Source organism: Flavonifractor sp. An92 (genome assembly GCF_002159175.1).
Classification (GTDB): domain Bacteria; phylum Bacillota; class Clostridia; order Oscillospirales; family Oscillospiraceae; genus Pseudoflavonifractor_A.
In genome coordinates, this window is record NZ_NFGZ01000046.1 from 1 (window position 1) to 14,363 (window position 14,363).

Here is a 14,363-nt window from a genome sequence, read left to right on the forward strand (position 1 = left end):
GGCTGCACCAGATGCTCCACGAGCACAACACCACCGCCCGCTGGTGCTTCGGAAACGTACGGTGCTACGTGGACGGCAACGAAAATCTGAAGCCCATGAAGAATAAAAGCACCGGGCGCATCGACATGACCGTGGCCTGGATCATCGCCATGGCCACCGCCATGGTCAAGTCGGAACATAAACCGGATCTGGCGGACGCCCTGGCGTCACCGGATTTTACCTTGTAGGAGGATCATGTGAAGGAAGGAACGCATCTCTTTGGGCGGGTGTGCCTCGGCGCGGGCGCCGCCCTGGTGTCCCTGGGGGTGGGGCTCCTCTGCCGGCCCGCCGGGTGCATCGCCGCCGGTATCTTTCTCCTGGTGGCCGGCGTGCTGGACGCGCTGGGAGGTGAGGACGTGTGAGCATCGCAAGAGGCATCCGGGCGGTGGCCAGGGCTCCCACGACACGCAAATCGGTCACGGTGGACACGCTGGTGTCCGCCGGCTACCCTGTGGGCGGTACCGAGACCGGCGAGACCTTCGCCCGCAAACTCTCCGCCGTGGACCGCTGCATCGAGATCCTGAGCGACTCCATGGGAAAGCTGCCGTGCTACATCATGGACACCAACACCCGGGAGCGGAGGAAGGACCCGCTGCTCACACTGCTGAATGTCCGGCCCAATGAGGCCATGACCCCCGTCATCCGCAAGAAGGTGCTGGAGACCAGCCGTCTGGTCAGCGGGAACGGCTACGACTGGATCATCCGGGACAGCCGTACCGGGCGGGTCCGGGAGCTGATCCCGGTGCCCGGGAACCTGGTGGAGCCGTGGATGGACACCGGTGGGCGCGTGTGGTACACCGTGACCCACCCGTGGACCGGGGAGCCCATGGTGCTGCCCAACGAGGATGTGTGCCACTACAAGGGGGCCACCCGGGACGGCCTGAAGGGCGTGGCAGTCCTCCGCCGGGCCGGCGAGGTCATTGCCTCCGCCCGGGCGCAGCAAGGGTATGAGCGCGCCTACTACGAAAACGGAGGCAAGCCCTCCGGCGTGCTGCGCACCGACACCGACCTGAGCGGAAAGACCGACGATCCCAAGAACCCGGGGAAGAAAATCGCCAAAAAGGACCTGCTCCGCCGGGAGTGGGAGCGGGTCCACGGCGGCTCCGGCAATGCCCACCGCATCGCCATCCTGGACTACGGGCTGGACTACAAGCCCCTGAGCGCCAGCAACGCCGACGCCCAGTTCATCGAGAGCAAGGAGGTCTCCATCCGGGACATCGCCCGGTATTTCGGCGTCCCCCTCTACAAGCTCCAGGAGGGCAAACAGGCCTACGGCTCCAATGAGCAGAACGCCATCGAGTACGTGGTGGGCACCCTGCACCCCATCGTCACCCAGTACGAGGAGGAGCAGACGTGGAAGCTGCTGAGCCTCTCTCAGGTGGACGCCGGCCTGGAGATCCGCATCAACCTCATGGCCGAGCTGCGGGGCGATACTGCCGCCCGGGGCGACTGGTACCGCACGATGACCGAGATCGGCGGATTTTCGGTCAATGACATCATGGCCCTGGAGGACATGCCGGACGTGCCCGGAGGGGACGAGCGGCGGGCCTCCCTGAACTATGTGCCCCTGAGGGACTGGGCGGAACTGAGCCGCCTGCGGGCCCGGAAGGAGGAGCCTTTGGAGTGAAACGAATGGAACCGATCCGAAAATACGCACAGCTGCGGAAGGCCGACACCGACGAGGGCGAGCTGTCCCTCATCAACGCCCAGTCCCTGCGGCCTCTCTCGGCGGAGGAGGTGTTCACCTTCCGCCTGGCCGCCTGCAACGACCAGGTGGACCGGGATTTTGAGCGCTTCCCCGAGCAGACCCTGGAGGACTTTGCCCGGCTGTTTACCGGCCGCCCGGTTCTGATGGACCACCAGTGGAGTGCCGGGAGCCAGACCGCCCGGGTCTACGCCGCCGCGGTGGAGGACATGCCCGGCGTACCCGGGGGGAAGCAGCTGGTGCTGCGGTGCTACATGCCCAGGCTGCGGGGCAATGCCGACACCATCGCCGCCATCGAGGCGGGCCTGCTGCGGGAGTGCAGCGTGGGCGTGGCCGTGAAGCGGGCCGTCTGCTCGGTCTGCGGCAAGGACAACCGCCTGCGGGTGTGTGAGCACCGGGGCGGCCAGATCTACCAGGGGCAGGCCTGCCACTTTGATCTGGAGGGGGCCGCCGACGTCTACGAGGTGTCTCTGGTGGCCGTCCCCGCACAGCCGGACGCCGGCATCATCAAGAGCAAGCGCTACGGCGGCGCGGAGCCCACTCCGCCCGCCGGGCCGGAGCCCTGGCAGGACCAGGCCCTGCTGGAGCTGGAAAAAAACCGATTCTGATTTGGAGGGAAGCACATGAGACGGAAACTCAACGACCTGAAGTCCCAGCGCACCACGCTCCTGGAGGGCGCCGAGGCCCTGCTGAAGGAGGGCAAGCGGGAGGAGTACCGCGCCAAGATGGAGCAGGTGACCAACCTGAACGCGGACATCCAGGACCTGGAGCAGCTGGTGCAGGAGCAGGACCGCAAGTTCCTGGAGAAGATCCCGGACCGCAGGGAGGAGCACGAGAAGGCCCTGGAGCGGGCGGAGATCCTCCAGAAGGGTATGGAGGTGAAGTTCTCGGCCGCGGAGACCATCCGGGACGTGTACCAGGCCAGCAAGCAGACCACCCTGGCCACCGGCACCATCGTCCAGCCCACCGGCGCCGGCGGCAACATCCGGGACCCCCTGGGCAACGTGGTCAGCTCCATCGTGGACGAGGTCTACGTCCAGGACCTCACCGGTATGAGCGCCTATCTGGAGCCCTATGTCATCACCGAGCTGGACGCCAAGGGCGGCAAGGTGAGCACCAACGCCGGCACCGCCCGCGCGGCCTCCACGGACCCCACCTTCGGCGTGGCCAAGATCGCGCCCTATGAGCTGAATGTCACCACCTACGTGGACCGCAACATCTCCCGCCTGAGCCCGGCCAACTACTACGAGAAGATCCGCTCCATGGCCATGCGCGCCATGCGCCGGAAGCTCTCCGAGCTCATCGTCAACGGCGACGGCCAGGGCAGCCCCGACATGTTCGGCATCAAGAACGCCAAGAATCTGGCCGGCGCGGAGATCTTCGCCAAGCTGGAACTGGCGGGCACGGTGGACGAGAACCTGCTCACGGAGCTGTTCTTCTCCTATGGCGGCGACGAGACCATCGGCGCCAATGCCCGGCTGTACTGCAACAAGAAGGACCTGCTGGCCCTGGGCAAGATCCGGGGCAGCGACAAGAAGCGGGTCTTTGAGATCACCCCGGAGGGCGGCAACCCCAACCGCGGCCTCATCAAGGACGGCGGCACCATGATCCCGTACGCCATCAACTCGTTCCTCACCGCCCACACCGGTGCGGAGGCCCAGACCCAGACCCTGGTCTATGGTGACCCCATGAACTACGAGGTGGGTCTGTTCGGTGAGTACACCATCCGGGTGGACGAGTCCATCAAGGGCGTGGAGCGGATGATTACCATTCTGGGCGACGCCATGGTGGGCGGCAATCTGGTGGTGGACAAGGGCTTCGTGGTGGCCGTCACGCCCGCCGGGGGCTAATCCATGGCCCTGACCGAGAGCGAGCGGGCGGCGCTGCTGGCCTACTGCCGCATTGAGGAGCCCAGCGCCGAGGAGCTGCTGGTGCTGGAGGGGTTGCATTCTGCCGCTGAGGAGTACATGGCAAACGCCGGAGTGGCGAAGCCCGCCGAGGGCACCTCCCGCCGGGCGCTCTATGACCTGTGCGTGAACTTCATGGTCCTGCGGGACTTTGATCTGAGAGACGCTACCATCACCGGCACCATCGTCAATGACAATCCGGCCTTCCGGCGGATGCTGACCCAGCTGAAGCTCACCGAGCCGGCAGGGGAGGAGGAGTGAGCATGGACGGCCACATCGACGCCGGGAAATTAAACCAGCCCCTCAAGGTGCTGGAGCTGCGGGAGACCGGGAGCGGCGTCTGGGAGTGGGTCCCCCTCCGCACCGCTTGGGCCCAGGTGGAACAGACCGCCAAGACGAACCTGTTCAGCAAGGTGGGCGTGGGCGCCCGGGACGCTGCCGTCGTGATCCGGCGGCAGTCCCTCACCCTTCACAACGCCCTGCGCTGGGGGGAGCGGCACCTGTTCCTCACTGCCATCACCCAGCGGGGGCGGGGCCACTTGGACGTGTCCGCCGCGCTGGTGGCGGTGGTGCGGTGCCGTGCCCAGCGCACCCAGGAGACCGTGGGCCAGGCCGGGCGGCCGGTCCCCAACCAGGTGCTGGACCTGACCTTCCCGGCCGTGCTCACCGAGAAATACGCCCGCCACGAGCCCCAGGAGACCTACGCCCAGGTGGAGAGCTGCTTCGTGCTGGTTACGCCCAAGGTCATCGCGCTGAAAGCGGGGGACCTGGTGACGGTCCAGGAGGGCCCGGCCCAGGCGGAGTACCAGGTAAAGGCGCCCCACATCCTGGACGAGTGGAAAAACGAGTACGAGATCGTGTGGAGGAGGGACGTCTGATGGCCACCAGCGTGGGCACCGAGGACCTGGACCGGCTCCTTCAGAGCTGGGACCACCTGCTCCGGCAGTTCCCGGCCTCCAAGCGCAAGCTCCTGGAGAGCCTGGGAGAGGAGCTCCTGTCCGACGTGCGGGGCCGCATCGGCGGCACCGGCAAGGTGGCCGGATGGCAGGCCCCCCACCAGGGCAGCGGCGGCGGCTATGTGGCCGTGCGGCCCCTGGCGGACACCTACCAGACCACCAAGAGCGGCAAGCGCTACGCCGTGGGCTATGTCACCAACGCCATCGAGGGCGGCCACAAGCACGGAAGGCCCCGGGGCGGCACGGCCAAGGGCTACCGGTATCGCCCCCGCATCCATGTGGCGGCTGTGCCGGGACAGTGGTTTTACCAGAGCGCCCGGGAGGCGCTCCAGAGGGGTGTGCCGCCGGAGAAGCTGGCGGGGCTGCTGGAGGAGATCGTGGACGGATTGGAGGGGAAGCTGTGACCTATGTGGATGTGATGGAGGCCATCGCCGCGGCGCTGGCCGCACTGTGGCCGGAGCGGATGCTCTACCGGGATTACTGCCCGGCGGACTTCCACCGGCCCTCCGGCTTCCTCTACGTGACCGAGGCGGAGTTCACCGACGCCGCCCTGGGGCTGGTGGAGTGGACCCTGGAGGCCGAGCTGGAGCTGCGCGCCGCCACCGACGCCTATTCCACCGAGAGCACCGAGGCGCTGCGGGAGGACCAGGCGGCGGTGCTCGCCCGCTTCGGCGGCCCGTCCCTGGCGGTGGGGGACCGGCACATCGTGCTGGACCTCTCCGCCCCGTCCCCGGGGCCCGGGACGGCCTATGTGCGCTTCTCCGCGTCCTGGATGGACCAGCGGCCGGGCTGGCATGACCTGGAGGACCCCGACGACCCGGTGAGCGCCGGGGTGCCCCGCATGGAGGACTATCAGCTCACCGTGACCACAAAGGAGTGATGTTATGGCAACCACCATCGGCCTGCCGGTGCTGAAGATCGCCTTCGAGGCGGCGGCCCAGCAGGCGGCCAACCGCAGCAAAAAGGGCTATGTGGCCCTCTTCGTCCGGGATTCCTCCGCCCAGGGGGTCCACCTCCTGAGCAGCACCGCCCTCATCCCCGCCGGACTGGGGGAGGGGAACAAGAAGATCGTGGAGCAGGCCTTCCAGGGCACCGACCGGGGCGGCCCCAGCCTGGTGATCCTGGTGGTCATCGCCCCCGGCACTGAGGACACCACCGCCCTGGAGGGTGGCCTGAAGGCCATCGAGCAGTATTCCATCGACTACCTGGCCGGTCCCACCGACCTGACCGACGAGGAGAGCGCCAAGCTGGTGGAGTGGGTCAAGGCCCAGCGGGCGGCCTACCGCACCGTGAAGCTGGTCAAGCCCTGGAAAACGGCGGGCAGCGACGACATGGGCATCATCGAGCTGGACGAGACCGGCCTCACCGACGCCGAGGGCAAAGTGACGGCGGCGGCGTACTGCCCCCGCCTGGCCGGTGTGCTGGCGGGCATCCCCATGGGCATGAGCGCCACCTACGCCCCCCTCACCGAGCTCACCGCCGTCACCCCCCGCACCGCCGAGGAGCAGGCCCAGGCCATCCAGAACGGCAAGCTCATCCTCCTCCACGACGGCCTCAAGGCCAAGATCGCCCGGGCCGTCAATTCCCTGACCACCATCCCCCAGAACGGCAAGGAGGACTGGTGCAAGATCAAGGTGGTGGAGGGCATGGACCTCATCACCTACTACCTGCGCACCACCATCGAGGACAGCTACCTGGGCCGCTACCCGAACACCTATGACAACAAGCAGCTCCTGGTCACCGCCATCACCGACTACTTCCGCTATCTGGAGGGGGCCGGCGTCCTGGCCGCCGGCGAGAGCTACGCCCGGGTGGACTATGACCGCCAGCTCCAGTGGCTGAGCAGCCAGGGGGTGGACACCTCCTCCATGACCGAGCAGCAGGTGCTGGAGTACCAGACCGGCTCCTGGGTGTTCCTCAAGTGCGGCGGCCGCCTGGTGGACGCCATGGAGGACTTTGAGCTGACCTTCAACAACCTGTAAGAGAGGAGCGAGAACGTGGCAAGGACCATCGACAGCGCCAAGCGCATCATCAACGGCACCTACGGCTCGGTGTGGCTCGACGGCGAACGCCTGGCGGAGTGCTACGGCGCCCAGGCCAAGGTGGAGATCAACAGCGAGACCGTCAACCTGTGCGGCCAGTTCATGGAGGCCTACAAGCCCACCAGCGGCAAGGGCTCCGGCTCCCTGATGCTCTACAAGGCCGACAGCGGCATGGCCCAGCGGATGCAGAGCATCCAGGACGGCGTGGTGCCCGAGTGTACCATCATCACCAAGCTGGCCGACCCGGACAGCGCGGGCGCGGAGCGGGTGGCCTATTACGGCGTGCAGTTCACCGACCTGACCCTGGCCGACTGGCAGGCCGCCACCATGGGCAAGGTCACGGTGCCTTTCACCTTCACCCGCTATGAGTACCTGGACATGATCCCGGTGCAGTAAGGAGGAGCCATGAAAAAAGAGACTGTTCGCACCCTGCTGGACATCCAGCCGGGTGAGCCGGAGACCACCCGTGTGCGGGTGGCCCGCCTGGGGCTGGAGATCCAGCTGAAGGAGCTGCCCTATGACAAGCTCACCAGCCTGCGGGGCGTGGAGGACAGCAACCTCCACTACCTCCTCTCCAGCGCGGTGGAGCCCAATTTCCGGGACAAGGCCTGGTATCGGGAGCACATGGGCTGTCCCACCCCGGTGGACGCCCTGAAAAAGCTGCTGCGGCCCGGCGAGGTGACCGCCCTGGTCCGCCGGCTGGACCGGCTCAACGGCTACGCCCCCGGCGCGGTGCTGGACGTGGAGGAGGACCTGTCCGGCAAGGCCATCCAGGACGCCCTGGAGGACCTGGAAAAAAACTAGACCATGACACAGACCTGGCGGCGGCCCAGCGGCTGCTGCTCCAGTACGGCGTCTTCCCCGGGGACTTTTTCCGCCGCCCCCCGGGGGAGCGCGCCGCGGTCTGTGCCATGCTGATCCATGACAAACGGCGGAGAGAGGAGGGAAGATAATGCCGGTTGACGCCAGTGTGGCCATGAGCGTTCAGGACAATCTTTCCGCTGCGGTTGTCGCGATGAAGAATAGTATGACAGCCTTTCGGACGGACGTCGTGGGCCTGCAAAAAGAACTCTATAACCTGAGCAACTCCAAGGCGAGCCTTCGTATTGATATGAACGCGGCGCAGATCGAGTTGAAGAAAACCAGACAGGCGTACCGGGATCTGGGCGAGAGTGCCACCGAGGCGGAGCGGCAGGCGGCCAAGGCCGACTGGAGCCAGGCGGAGGAAAACCTGGAGAACATCCGCCAGCAGTACGACCTGGTGAGCCGCCAGGTGCGCCAGACCACCAAGGACCTGGAGGCGGCCACCGGGGCCATCAGCAAGCTGGACAACCGGGCTGCCCGGAGCGGCGGGGGAGGGGAGACCTATCTGCTGGACGCCCTGGGCACGGCCGGCCTGGGCCAGATGGCCGGCGACACCGCCCAGGAGATCGCCAACACCCTCATCTCCTCCACCTACGGCTCCGCCGCCGGCGGGCTCATCTCCTCCGGCTTGTCCGGGGCCATCTCCGGCGCGGCCATCGGCTCTCTGGCCGGTGCGCCTGGAGCTGCCGCAGGTGCGGCCATTGGCGGGGCCCTGGGAGTGGGCAGCGGGCTGAGCCAGGTCTTTTCCTCCCGCAGCGAGGCCTTCAGCAGCTACGTCCAGGAGGCCGTGGAGGGCCAGATCTCCGAACAGAGCGAGGCCATCTCCTCCGGCTCGGACACCGCCGCCCAGCGGGAGCTGGATGCCATCGCCTTCAACCGCCTGCTGGGCGAGGGCGTGGGCGACCAGTACCTCAGCGACCTGCGGGACATGGCCGCCTCCACCCCCATGGAGTATAGCGACCTCACCGACATGTCCCGGGCCCTGGCCACCGGCTTCGGCGACTCGCCGGAGCGGATGCTGGAGCTGATGGAGGCCATCGGCGACGCGGGCAGCGCCGTGGGCGTCACCGCCTCCGACATGACCGAAATGGCCCGGGCCATGAGCCGGATGAACTCCTCCGGCAAGGCCACCCTGGAGTACCTTAACATCTTCCAGGACCGGGGCGTGGACGCCATCGGGATGCTCTCCGAGGCCCTGGGCAAGACCCAGGGAGAGATCTACGACATGATCTCCAAGGGCGAGATCAACGGCAAGACGGCCGCCAACATCCTCCAGCAGGGCATGGAGGAGGCGTACAGCGGGGCCATGGAGCAGATGTCCACTACCTTTGAGGGCCTCAGCTCCACCCTGGCCGACGCCGAGACCGAGCTCAACAACGCCTACGGCGAGGGCTACAACGCCGCCCGAAAAGAGGGCATGGAGGAGCAGATCGACTGGCTGAACAGCGGGGCCATGGAGGAGGCCAACCGGGCCATCGGCGCCTGGCAGGCCGAGCTGGAGAACGAGAAGGAGCGCTATCAGCGGGAGGCCATCGAGGCCATGATGAGCTCCGACGAGTACCAGAGCGCCGAGGCCCAGGGAGACGCCGCCGAGATGGGGCGGCTCATCATGCAGGCCAAGATTGACGGAATGGGCGAGTACAACAAAAGCGAGGGCGCCCAGCTGGCCCTGGAGTCTGAGCTGGCCCTGGCCGAGGCCATCCGGGAGAACGCCCAGACCGACGACGCCTATTGGGACGCCGGGTACCGGAAGGGCCAGCAGTACAGCAAGGGCCTCAACGCCGCCATCATGGCCTCTCCGTTCCTCTCGGATCTGGAGGAGCTGGGCGCGTCCCGGTCCGGGATGTCCGGCTCCGACGGGGCCACCTATTCCTGGGATGACTTCGTCAGCGGCGGCAAGTCCCTGCTGGAGCATCTGGAGTGGTTCGGCTCTTCCCGGTCCGGAGGCCCTGCATCTTCCAATGCCTTCGGCCTCAATCGGGTGCCCTATGACAATTACGCCGCCATCCTCCACCAGGGAGAGCGGGTCCTCACCGCCCGGGAGGCCCGGGCCATGGACCGCCAGGGCGGCGCCTTCGGGTCGGTGACCGTCACCGGCAACCAGTTCATCGTCCGCCAGGAGAGCGACATCGACGCCGTGGCCGCCGCCATCCTCCGCCGGGCCGAGCTGGCTGCCCAGGGAGGTGTGCGATGAAGCGATACATCACCCTCCTGGACGAGAGCGCCGGGGTGGAGCTGGTGCTCCCCGTCACCCCGTCCTCCTACCAGTGGCCCCACGAGGCCGCCATCGAGACCGTGACGGTGGACCAGCTGGGGGACCTCAACTTCTTCGGCGGCACCAAGATGGGCTCCACCACCCTCACCGACTGCATCCTGCCCGCCCACGACTATCCCTTCCTCTCTCCGGGAGCCGGGACCAACCCCTGGGTCTACCTGGAGCAGCTGGAGCAGTGGACCGACAAGGGGACGGTGCTGCGCTTTTTGGTGAGCGACACGCCGGTCAACGCCGCCGTGCTGCTGGAGGGGGTCACCTACCGGGAGCAGGACGGCACCAACGACCTCTACGCCGACATCACCCTGCGGCAGTACCGGCGGCCCGACACCCCCGCGCTGCCCGCCCAGGGCTCCGCCTCCGCCGCGACCACCCGGGACAGCGCCACCGGCGCGTCCACGGCTCGGGTGACCACCGTCCAGAGCGGCGACACCCTCTGGGCCATCGCCCGGAAATTCTACGGCGACGGGACGCTGGCCACGGCGCTGGCCTCCCACAACCAGATCAAAAACGCCAACCTCATCTACCCCGGCCAGGTCCTCCAGATCCCGCCCCGGGGCGAGCTGCCGTAAGGAGGGAGCTATGGCCGACTATCGACTGACCATCACCCCGCCGGGCGGGACGGGGACCGACGTCACGCAGCGGGTGTCCACCCTGACCTGGTCGGGGAGCATCCGCCGGGTCTCCCGCCAGATCGAGGCCGAGCTCATTACCCCCAACGACAAAAACCTCCCGGAGCTCCCCTGCGAGCTGGGCAGCGAGCTGCGCCTCACCATCGGCGGGGAGGCGGTCTTTCTGGGCCACATCGTCACCCGGGACAAGGCCACCGACGGCGTGACCACCTCCATCACCGCCCTGGACCGGGGGCGGTTTCTGGCCAATAACGAGGGCTGGTATCAGTTCTCCGCCGTCACCCCGGAGCGGGCCGTGGCCGCCCTGTGCGCCGACTTCTCCATCCCGGTGGGGGCCCTGGCCTCCGGGGCGGCGGTGAGCCGCAAATTCCCCGGCGTGGCCCTCAGCAAGATCGTGGACACCCTCTACACCCTGGCCGGGGAGCAGAACGGCCGTCGCTACCTGGCCCGCTTCACCGGCGCCGGGGCGCTGGAGGTGGTGGAGAAGCCCACCGCCGCCACCCTGGAGATCGCGCCGGAGAAGAACCTCCAGACCCTGCGCATCACCGAGGACATCTCCTCCCTCCAGAACGCGGTGGCGATTTACTCCGACGCCGGACAGCTCATCCGCACCGTGCGGGACGAGGAGAGCGTGGCCCAATTCGGCCAGTTCCAGCACGTCCTCACCCAGCGCTCCGGGGAGGACGCCGGGGCCGAGGCCCAGGCCTGGCTGGAGGACCACGGGCTCCAGCAGACCATGACCGTGGAGTGCCTGGGCCATGCCGGGCTCATCAGCGGCAACGCCGTGGTGCTCCGGGCCAACCGCACCGGCGCGGCGGGGCTGTGCTGGATCGACAGCGACACCCACACCTTCAAGAACGGGCAGTATTTCTGCCGGCTGGAGCTCAATTTCCGGAACCTCATGAACGAGACCACTGCGGGGAGTGATGTGACATGAGCGACCTGTATGCCGCCCTGGGCGCGGTGCTGCGTCCGTCCGGGACGGGTCAGGCCCTGGGGGGCTGGACCTTCGGCACGGTGGAGCGGGCCGGGCGAGGGGAGCTGCTGGTGACCTGCCTGGGCCTCTCCCTGGACCGTGAGGGGGTCCACGTGCCGCCGGAGCTCTCCTACACCTGGACCGAGGACGACGGCTCCGACGGCCTCCTGCGCGCCGGGGACACCCTGCTGGTGCTGGTGAGCGCCGACCAACAGGACTACTACATCCTCCGAAAGGCGGTATGGCAATGAAAACCCTCTTTCCCTTCTTCACCGGCAGCGAGCCGGAGGAGGAGCTGCCCCTCTACACCGACGTGGCCATGGACTACGACGCCGGGGTGCCCCGCTTTTCCGGCGGGGAGCCTGTGATCGTCTCCGGGCTGGAGGCGGTGAAGAGCTGGGCCTGGCGGGCCGTGATGACCGAGCGGTACCGCTGGAGCGTGTTTACCTGGGACTACGGCTGCGAGCTGCTGGCTCTCACCGGACAGAACTACCGCCAGGACACCCGCCTCAGCGAGGCGGTGCGCTACGTCCAGGAGGCCCTCACCGTCTGCCCCTACATCACCGCCGCCCGGGCCAGCGTGACCGGCTTCGACGGCTCCACCCTCCGCATGGAGGTGGCGCTGACCACGGTGTACGGAAAGGAGACCATCCATGTATGAGAACAAGACCCCCGAGGCCATCAAGGCCGCCATGCTGGGGGAGATCCGGGCGGGGATGGGCCTCTCCGCCCTGGCCGGGGGCTTTGCCGACGGCGTGACCGGCCCGGTGGCCGAGCAGCTGAGCCAGTGCTACATGTCCCTGGACGCCGTGCCGGACATGCTCTTCCCGGACGAGAGCTGCGGGGCGTACATCGACCAGGTGGGGGAGCAGTATTACGCCATCACCCGCCGCGCCGGGACCTATGCCCGCTGCACCATGGCCTTCACCGGGAAGGGCGGCCTGGTGATCCCCGCCGGGACGGTGTTCCTCGCCGCCGGGGGGCTGGCCTTCGCCCTTCAGGAGACCGTGACCCTGGGGAGCGGCGGCACCGGCTCCGGACAGCTCCAGGCCCAGGCGGTGGGGAGCGCCTACAACGTGGACGCGGGGACCATCGACCGGATGTATGTGAACCTCACCGGCCTCGCCTCCTACCAAAACGAGGCCGCCCAGGGCGGCACCGACCCCGAGAGCGACGCGGCCCTCCTGGAGCGCATCCAGGAGCGGGTGCAGCGGCCCCCCACCAGCGGCAACGGCTACCAGTACCAGCAGTGGTGCCTGGAGGTGGAGGGCGTGGGCTGGGCCAAGGTGGTGGAGCTGGCCCAGGGCCCCGGCACAGTGGGGCTCACCCTGGTGGACAGCACCGGCGCGCCGGCGTCGGAGGAGATGGTGGAGGCCGTCCGCGCCCACGTGGAGGAGAGCCGCCCCATCGGCGCGGCGGTGACGGTGGACGCCGCCCAGACCCTGGAGATCACCGTGGCCGCCCAGGTCACGCTCAGCGGGGTGTCTGCCTCCCAGGTGGAGGAGGCCCTGACCGGGCAGCTGGACGCCTACCGCCGCACCCTCATCGACGCCAAGTTCAGCCGGATCTACTACGGGCCGGAGGAGGACCAGCCCTACACCATGCTCTATAACCGGCTCCTGGCCATGCTCCTCAACCTGGACGGGGTGGAGGACTTCAGCTCTCTCACCCTCAACGGCGGCACGGCCAACCTGTCCATCCCCGCCGCTTCCGTGCCCGTCCTGGGGGAGGTGACAGTCACCGCATGAGGCCCCTCATCGAATCGCTGCCCGGCTACTATCAGAACAGTACCCCGGTGGTCGAGCTGGAGCGGGCCATCGGCACCCAGATGGAGGCGCTGTGGGAGGACCGGGAGGACCTCCTCCGGCAGCTCTGGGTGGACACCGCCACCTGGGGCCTTGCCTGGTGGGAGAGCTGGTGCGGCCTGCCGGTGGACGCCACCCTCTCCCACGAGGCCCGGCGCGCCCGCGTCAAGGCCAAGCTCCGGGGCCGGGGCACCACCACGGTGGAGCTCATCCGCTCCTCCGCGTCGTCCTATGTGGACGCCCAGGTGAGCGTGCGGGAGGAGGCGGAGCGGTACCACTTCACCGTGGTCTTTTCCCGCATCCGCAGCCAGCCTCCGGAGCTCACCGACCTCACCCACACCATCAACGAGGTCAAGCCCGCTCATCTGGAGTTCGACTACCTGTTTCTCTACGACTTCACCGCGGCCATCACGCTGCGGCAGGAGGTCCGCATGAGCGGGCTCATCTATCACTACAAGCTGGGGGCCTGGGCGCTGGGCGTCCACCCCTTCGGCCAAATGGAGGAGGAGGTGCTGGTCACGGACGCACAGGGCCAGATCCAGCCCGCCCTGCTGGAGGGCGTGGCGGAGTTTACCGCCGGAGACATCGCCCGGGCGCGGGTCAACGGCACAAAGCTCATCGAGGACTTTGAGGTGAAGGAGGCCGGCGGCCAGAGCGTGGCGGTGGAGTATTTCGTCCAGATGGAGGACGTGCCCCACATCACCTCGCTGGAGCTGCTGGACGCCTCCGGTACGGTCCTCACCCGGGCCGAGGTGGACATCGTCCTGCGGGGACCCACCCGGCTGTCCCACATCATCCCAATCCAGGAGGGAGGGAACGCGAATGGCTGAGAAGCCGGTGAAAGAGAACCTGCCCGCCGACCTCCCCACCGACTGGGTGCTGGAGCAGGTGGTCACCCCCGGCGGGACCGAGGCGGGGCTCTCCCCGCAGCACGGGTACAACTACCTCGCGGAACAGGTCAACGCCGCCCAGCGGGCCGCCAAACAGATCAACGATGCCTTCGGGGACCTGTCCACCGCCGCCTCGGTGGCCTTCACGGCGTCGGAGTGGCAGGGGGGCAAGCTGACCATCCCCCAGGAGCGGCACGGCCGGCGCTCGGCGGCCTTCGGCTACCAGCTGCGCCACAAGGTGGAGGGGACGCTGGTCACCAACACCTGGGCGGTGC

General features: G+C 67.8%; 20 protein-coding genes and 1 pseudogene. 20 read left to right on the forward strand and 1 reads right to left on the reverse strand.

Annotated features, from left to right (window positions below; genetic code table 11):
- The 12 genes from B5G43_RS16400 to B5G43_RS16450 all read left to right on the forward strand — a co-directional run.
- On the forward strand, positions 1 to 227 hold a 227-nt coding region (locus B5G43_RS16400), incomplete at its 5' end, for a terminase TerL endonuclease subunit (protein ID WP_242960652.1).
- 9 nt (positions 228 to 236) lie between these two features.
- Positions 237 to 401 (forward strand): hypothetical protein, encoded by a 165-nt coding sequence (locus tag B5G43_RS17435; RefSeq protein ID WP_158097457.1) that lies wholly within the window; start codon positions 237 to 239, stop codon positions 399 to 401.
- Entirely contained in the window at positions 398 to 1,666 is a 1,269-nt protein-coding gene (locus tag B5G43_RS16405; RefSeq protein ID WP_087263226.1) for a phage portal protein, read from the forward strand. Before B5G43_RS17435 ends, B5G43_RS16405 begins: the two co-directional genes overlap by 4 nt.
- Positions 1,663 to 2,352, forward strand: coding sequence for a hypothetical protein (locus B5G43_RS16410; RefSeq protein WP_143382898.1), 690 nt, complete (start codon positions 1,663 to 1,665; stop codon positions 2,350 to 2,352). The genes B5G43_RS16405 and B5G43_RS16410 overlap by 4 nt, the downstream gene beginning before the upstream one ends.
- A gap of 15 nt (positions 2,353 to 2,367) precedes the next feature.
- The gene (locus B5G43_RS16415) at positions 2,368 to 3,594 is read left to right on the forward strand and encodes a phage major capsid protein (protein ID WP_087263230.1); all 1,227 of its coding nucleotides are present in this window, start codon (positions 2,368 to 2,370) and stop codon (positions 3,592 to 3,594) included.
- A 3-nt stretch (positions 3,595 to 3,597) separates the two neighbouring features.
- The gene (locus B5G43_RS16420) at positions 3,598 to 3,912 is read left to right on the forward strand and encodes a head-tail connector protein (RefSeq protein WP_087263232.1); all 315 of its coding nucleotides are present in this window, start codon (positions 3,598 to 3,600) and stop codon (positions 3,910 to 3,912) included.
- 2 nt (positions 3,913 to 3,914) lie between these two features.
- Positions 3,915 to 4,529 carry a hypothetical protein gene (locus tag B5G43_RS16425; protein ID WP_087263234.1) on the forward strand — a complete coding sequence of 205 codons (615 nt, stop codon included), beginning with the start codon at positions 3,915 to 3,917 and terminating at the stop codon, positions 4,527 to 4,529.
- A complete protein-coding gene (locus B5G43_RS16430; RefSeq protein WP_087263236.1) occupies positions 4,529 to 5,011 on the forward strand; it encodes a hypothetical protein in 483 nt (160 codons plus the stop codon). Before B5G43_RS16425 ends, B5G43_RS16430 begins: the two co-directional genes overlap by 1 nt.
- Positions 5,008 to 5,487 (forward strand): hypothetical protein, encoded by a 480-nt coding sequence (locus B5G43_RS16435; protein WP_087263237.1) that lies wholly within the window; start codon positions 5,008 to 5,010, stop codon positions 5,485 to 5,487. Before B5G43_RS16430 ends, B5G43_RS16435 begins: the two co-directional genes overlap by 4 nt.
- Before the next feature lie 4 nt (positions 5,488 to 5,491).
- On the forward strand, positions 5,492 to 6,589 hold the full coding sequence (locus B5G43_RS16440) for a phage tail sheath C-terminal domain-containing protein (protein ID WP_087263239.1): 1,098 nt from the start codon (positions 5,492 to 5,494) through the stop codon (positions 6,587 to 6,589).
- 15 nt (positions 6,590 to 6,604) lie between these two features.
- On the forward strand, positions 6,605 to 7,045 hold the full coding sequence (locus tag B5G43_RS16445; RefSeq protein ID WP_087263240.1) for a phage tail tube protein: 441 nt from the start codon (positions 6,605 to 6,607) through the stop codon (positions 7,043 to 7,045).
- Positions 7,046 to 7,054: 9 nt separating this feature from the next.
- Complete coding sequence (locus B5G43_RS16450; RefSeq protein WP_087263241.1) at positions 7,055 to 7,453, forward strand: hypothetical protein; 399 nt, start codon at positions 7,055 to 7,057, stop codon at positions 7,451 to 7,453.
- Here B5G43_RS16450 and B5G43_RS18075 read toward each other — a convergent pair.
- Complete coding sequence (locus tag B5G43_RS18075) at positions 7,450 to 7,572, reverse strand: hypothetical protein (protein WP_275532323.1); 123 nt, start codon at positions 7,570 to 7,572, stop codon at positions 7,450 to 7,452. The two genes, B5G43_RS16450 and B5G43_RS18075, sit on opposite strands and share 4 nt — an antisense overlap.
- Positions 7,573 to 7,676: 104 nt before the next feature.
- On the opposite strand from B5G43_RS18075, the gene B5G43_RS16455 reads away from it, so the two are divergent.
- The 8 genes and pseudogenes from B5G43_RS16455 to B5G43_RS16490 all read left to right on the forward strand — a co-directional run.
- The gene (locus B5G43_RS16455) at positions 7,677 to 9,707 is read left to right on the forward strand and encodes a tape measure protein (RefSeq protein WP_143382899.1); all 2,031 of its coding nucleotides are present in this window, start codon (positions 7,677 to 7,679) and stop codon (positions 9,705 to 9,707) included.
- The gene (locus tag B5G43_RS16460; RefSeq protein WP_087263246.1) at positions 9,704 to 10,357 is read left to right on the forward strand and encodes a LysM peptidoglycan-binding domain-containing protein; all 654 of its coding nucleotides are present in this window, start codon (positions 9,704 to 9,706) and stop codon (positions 10,355 to 10,357) included. The genes B5G43_RS16455 and B5G43_RS16460 overlap by 4 nt, the downstream gene beginning before the upstream one ends.
- A 10-nt stretch (positions 10,358 to 10,367) precedes the next feature.
- Positions 10,368 to 11,354, forward strand: a complete 987-nt coding sequence (locus B5G43_RS16465) for a hypothetical protein (RefSeq protein WP_087263247.1) — start codon at positions 10,368 to 10,370, stop codon at positions 11,352 to 11,354.
- Positions 11,351 to 11,644: a hypothetical protein gene (locus B5G43_RS16470; RefSeq protein WP_087263249.1), complete on the forward strand. Its 294-nt coding sequence runs from the start codon at positions 11,351 to 11,353 to the stop codon at positions 11,642 to 11,644. The genes B5G43_RS16465 and B5G43_RS16470 overlap by 4 nt, the downstream gene beginning before the upstream one ends.
- Complete coding sequence (locus tag B5G43_RS16475; protein WP_087263251.1) at positions 11,641 to 12,054, forward strand: DUF2634 domain-containing protein; 414 nt, start codon at positions 11,641 to 11,643, stop codon at positions 12,052 to 12,054. The genes B5G43_RS16470 and B5G43_RS16475 overlap by 4 nt, the downstream gene beginning before the upstream one ends.
- The gene (locus tag B5G43_RS16480; RefSeq protein ID WP_087263252.1) at positions 12,047 to 13,141 is read left to right on the forward strand and encodes a baseplate J/gp47 family protein; all 1,095 of its coding nucleotides are present in this window, start codon (positions 12,047 to 12,049) and stop codon (positions 13,139 to 13,141) included. The genes B5G43_RS16475 and B5G43_RS16480 overlap by 8 nt, the downstream gene beginning before the upstream one ends.
- Positions 13,138 to 14,028 (forward strand): putative phage tail protein, encoded by an 891-nt coding sequence (locus B5G43_RS16485; RefSeq protein ID WP_087263254.1) that lies wholly within the window; start codon positions 13,138 to 13,140, stop codon positions 14,026 to 14,028. The genes B5G43_RS16480 and B5G43_RS16485 overlap by 4 nt, the downstream gene beginning before the upstream one ends.
- Positions 14,021 to 14,363 (forward strand): annotated as a pseudogene (locus tag B5G43_RS16490) (hypothetical protein); the annotation flags it as partial. The gene B5G43_RS16485 and the pseudogene B5G43_RS16490, both read left to right, overlap by 8 nt.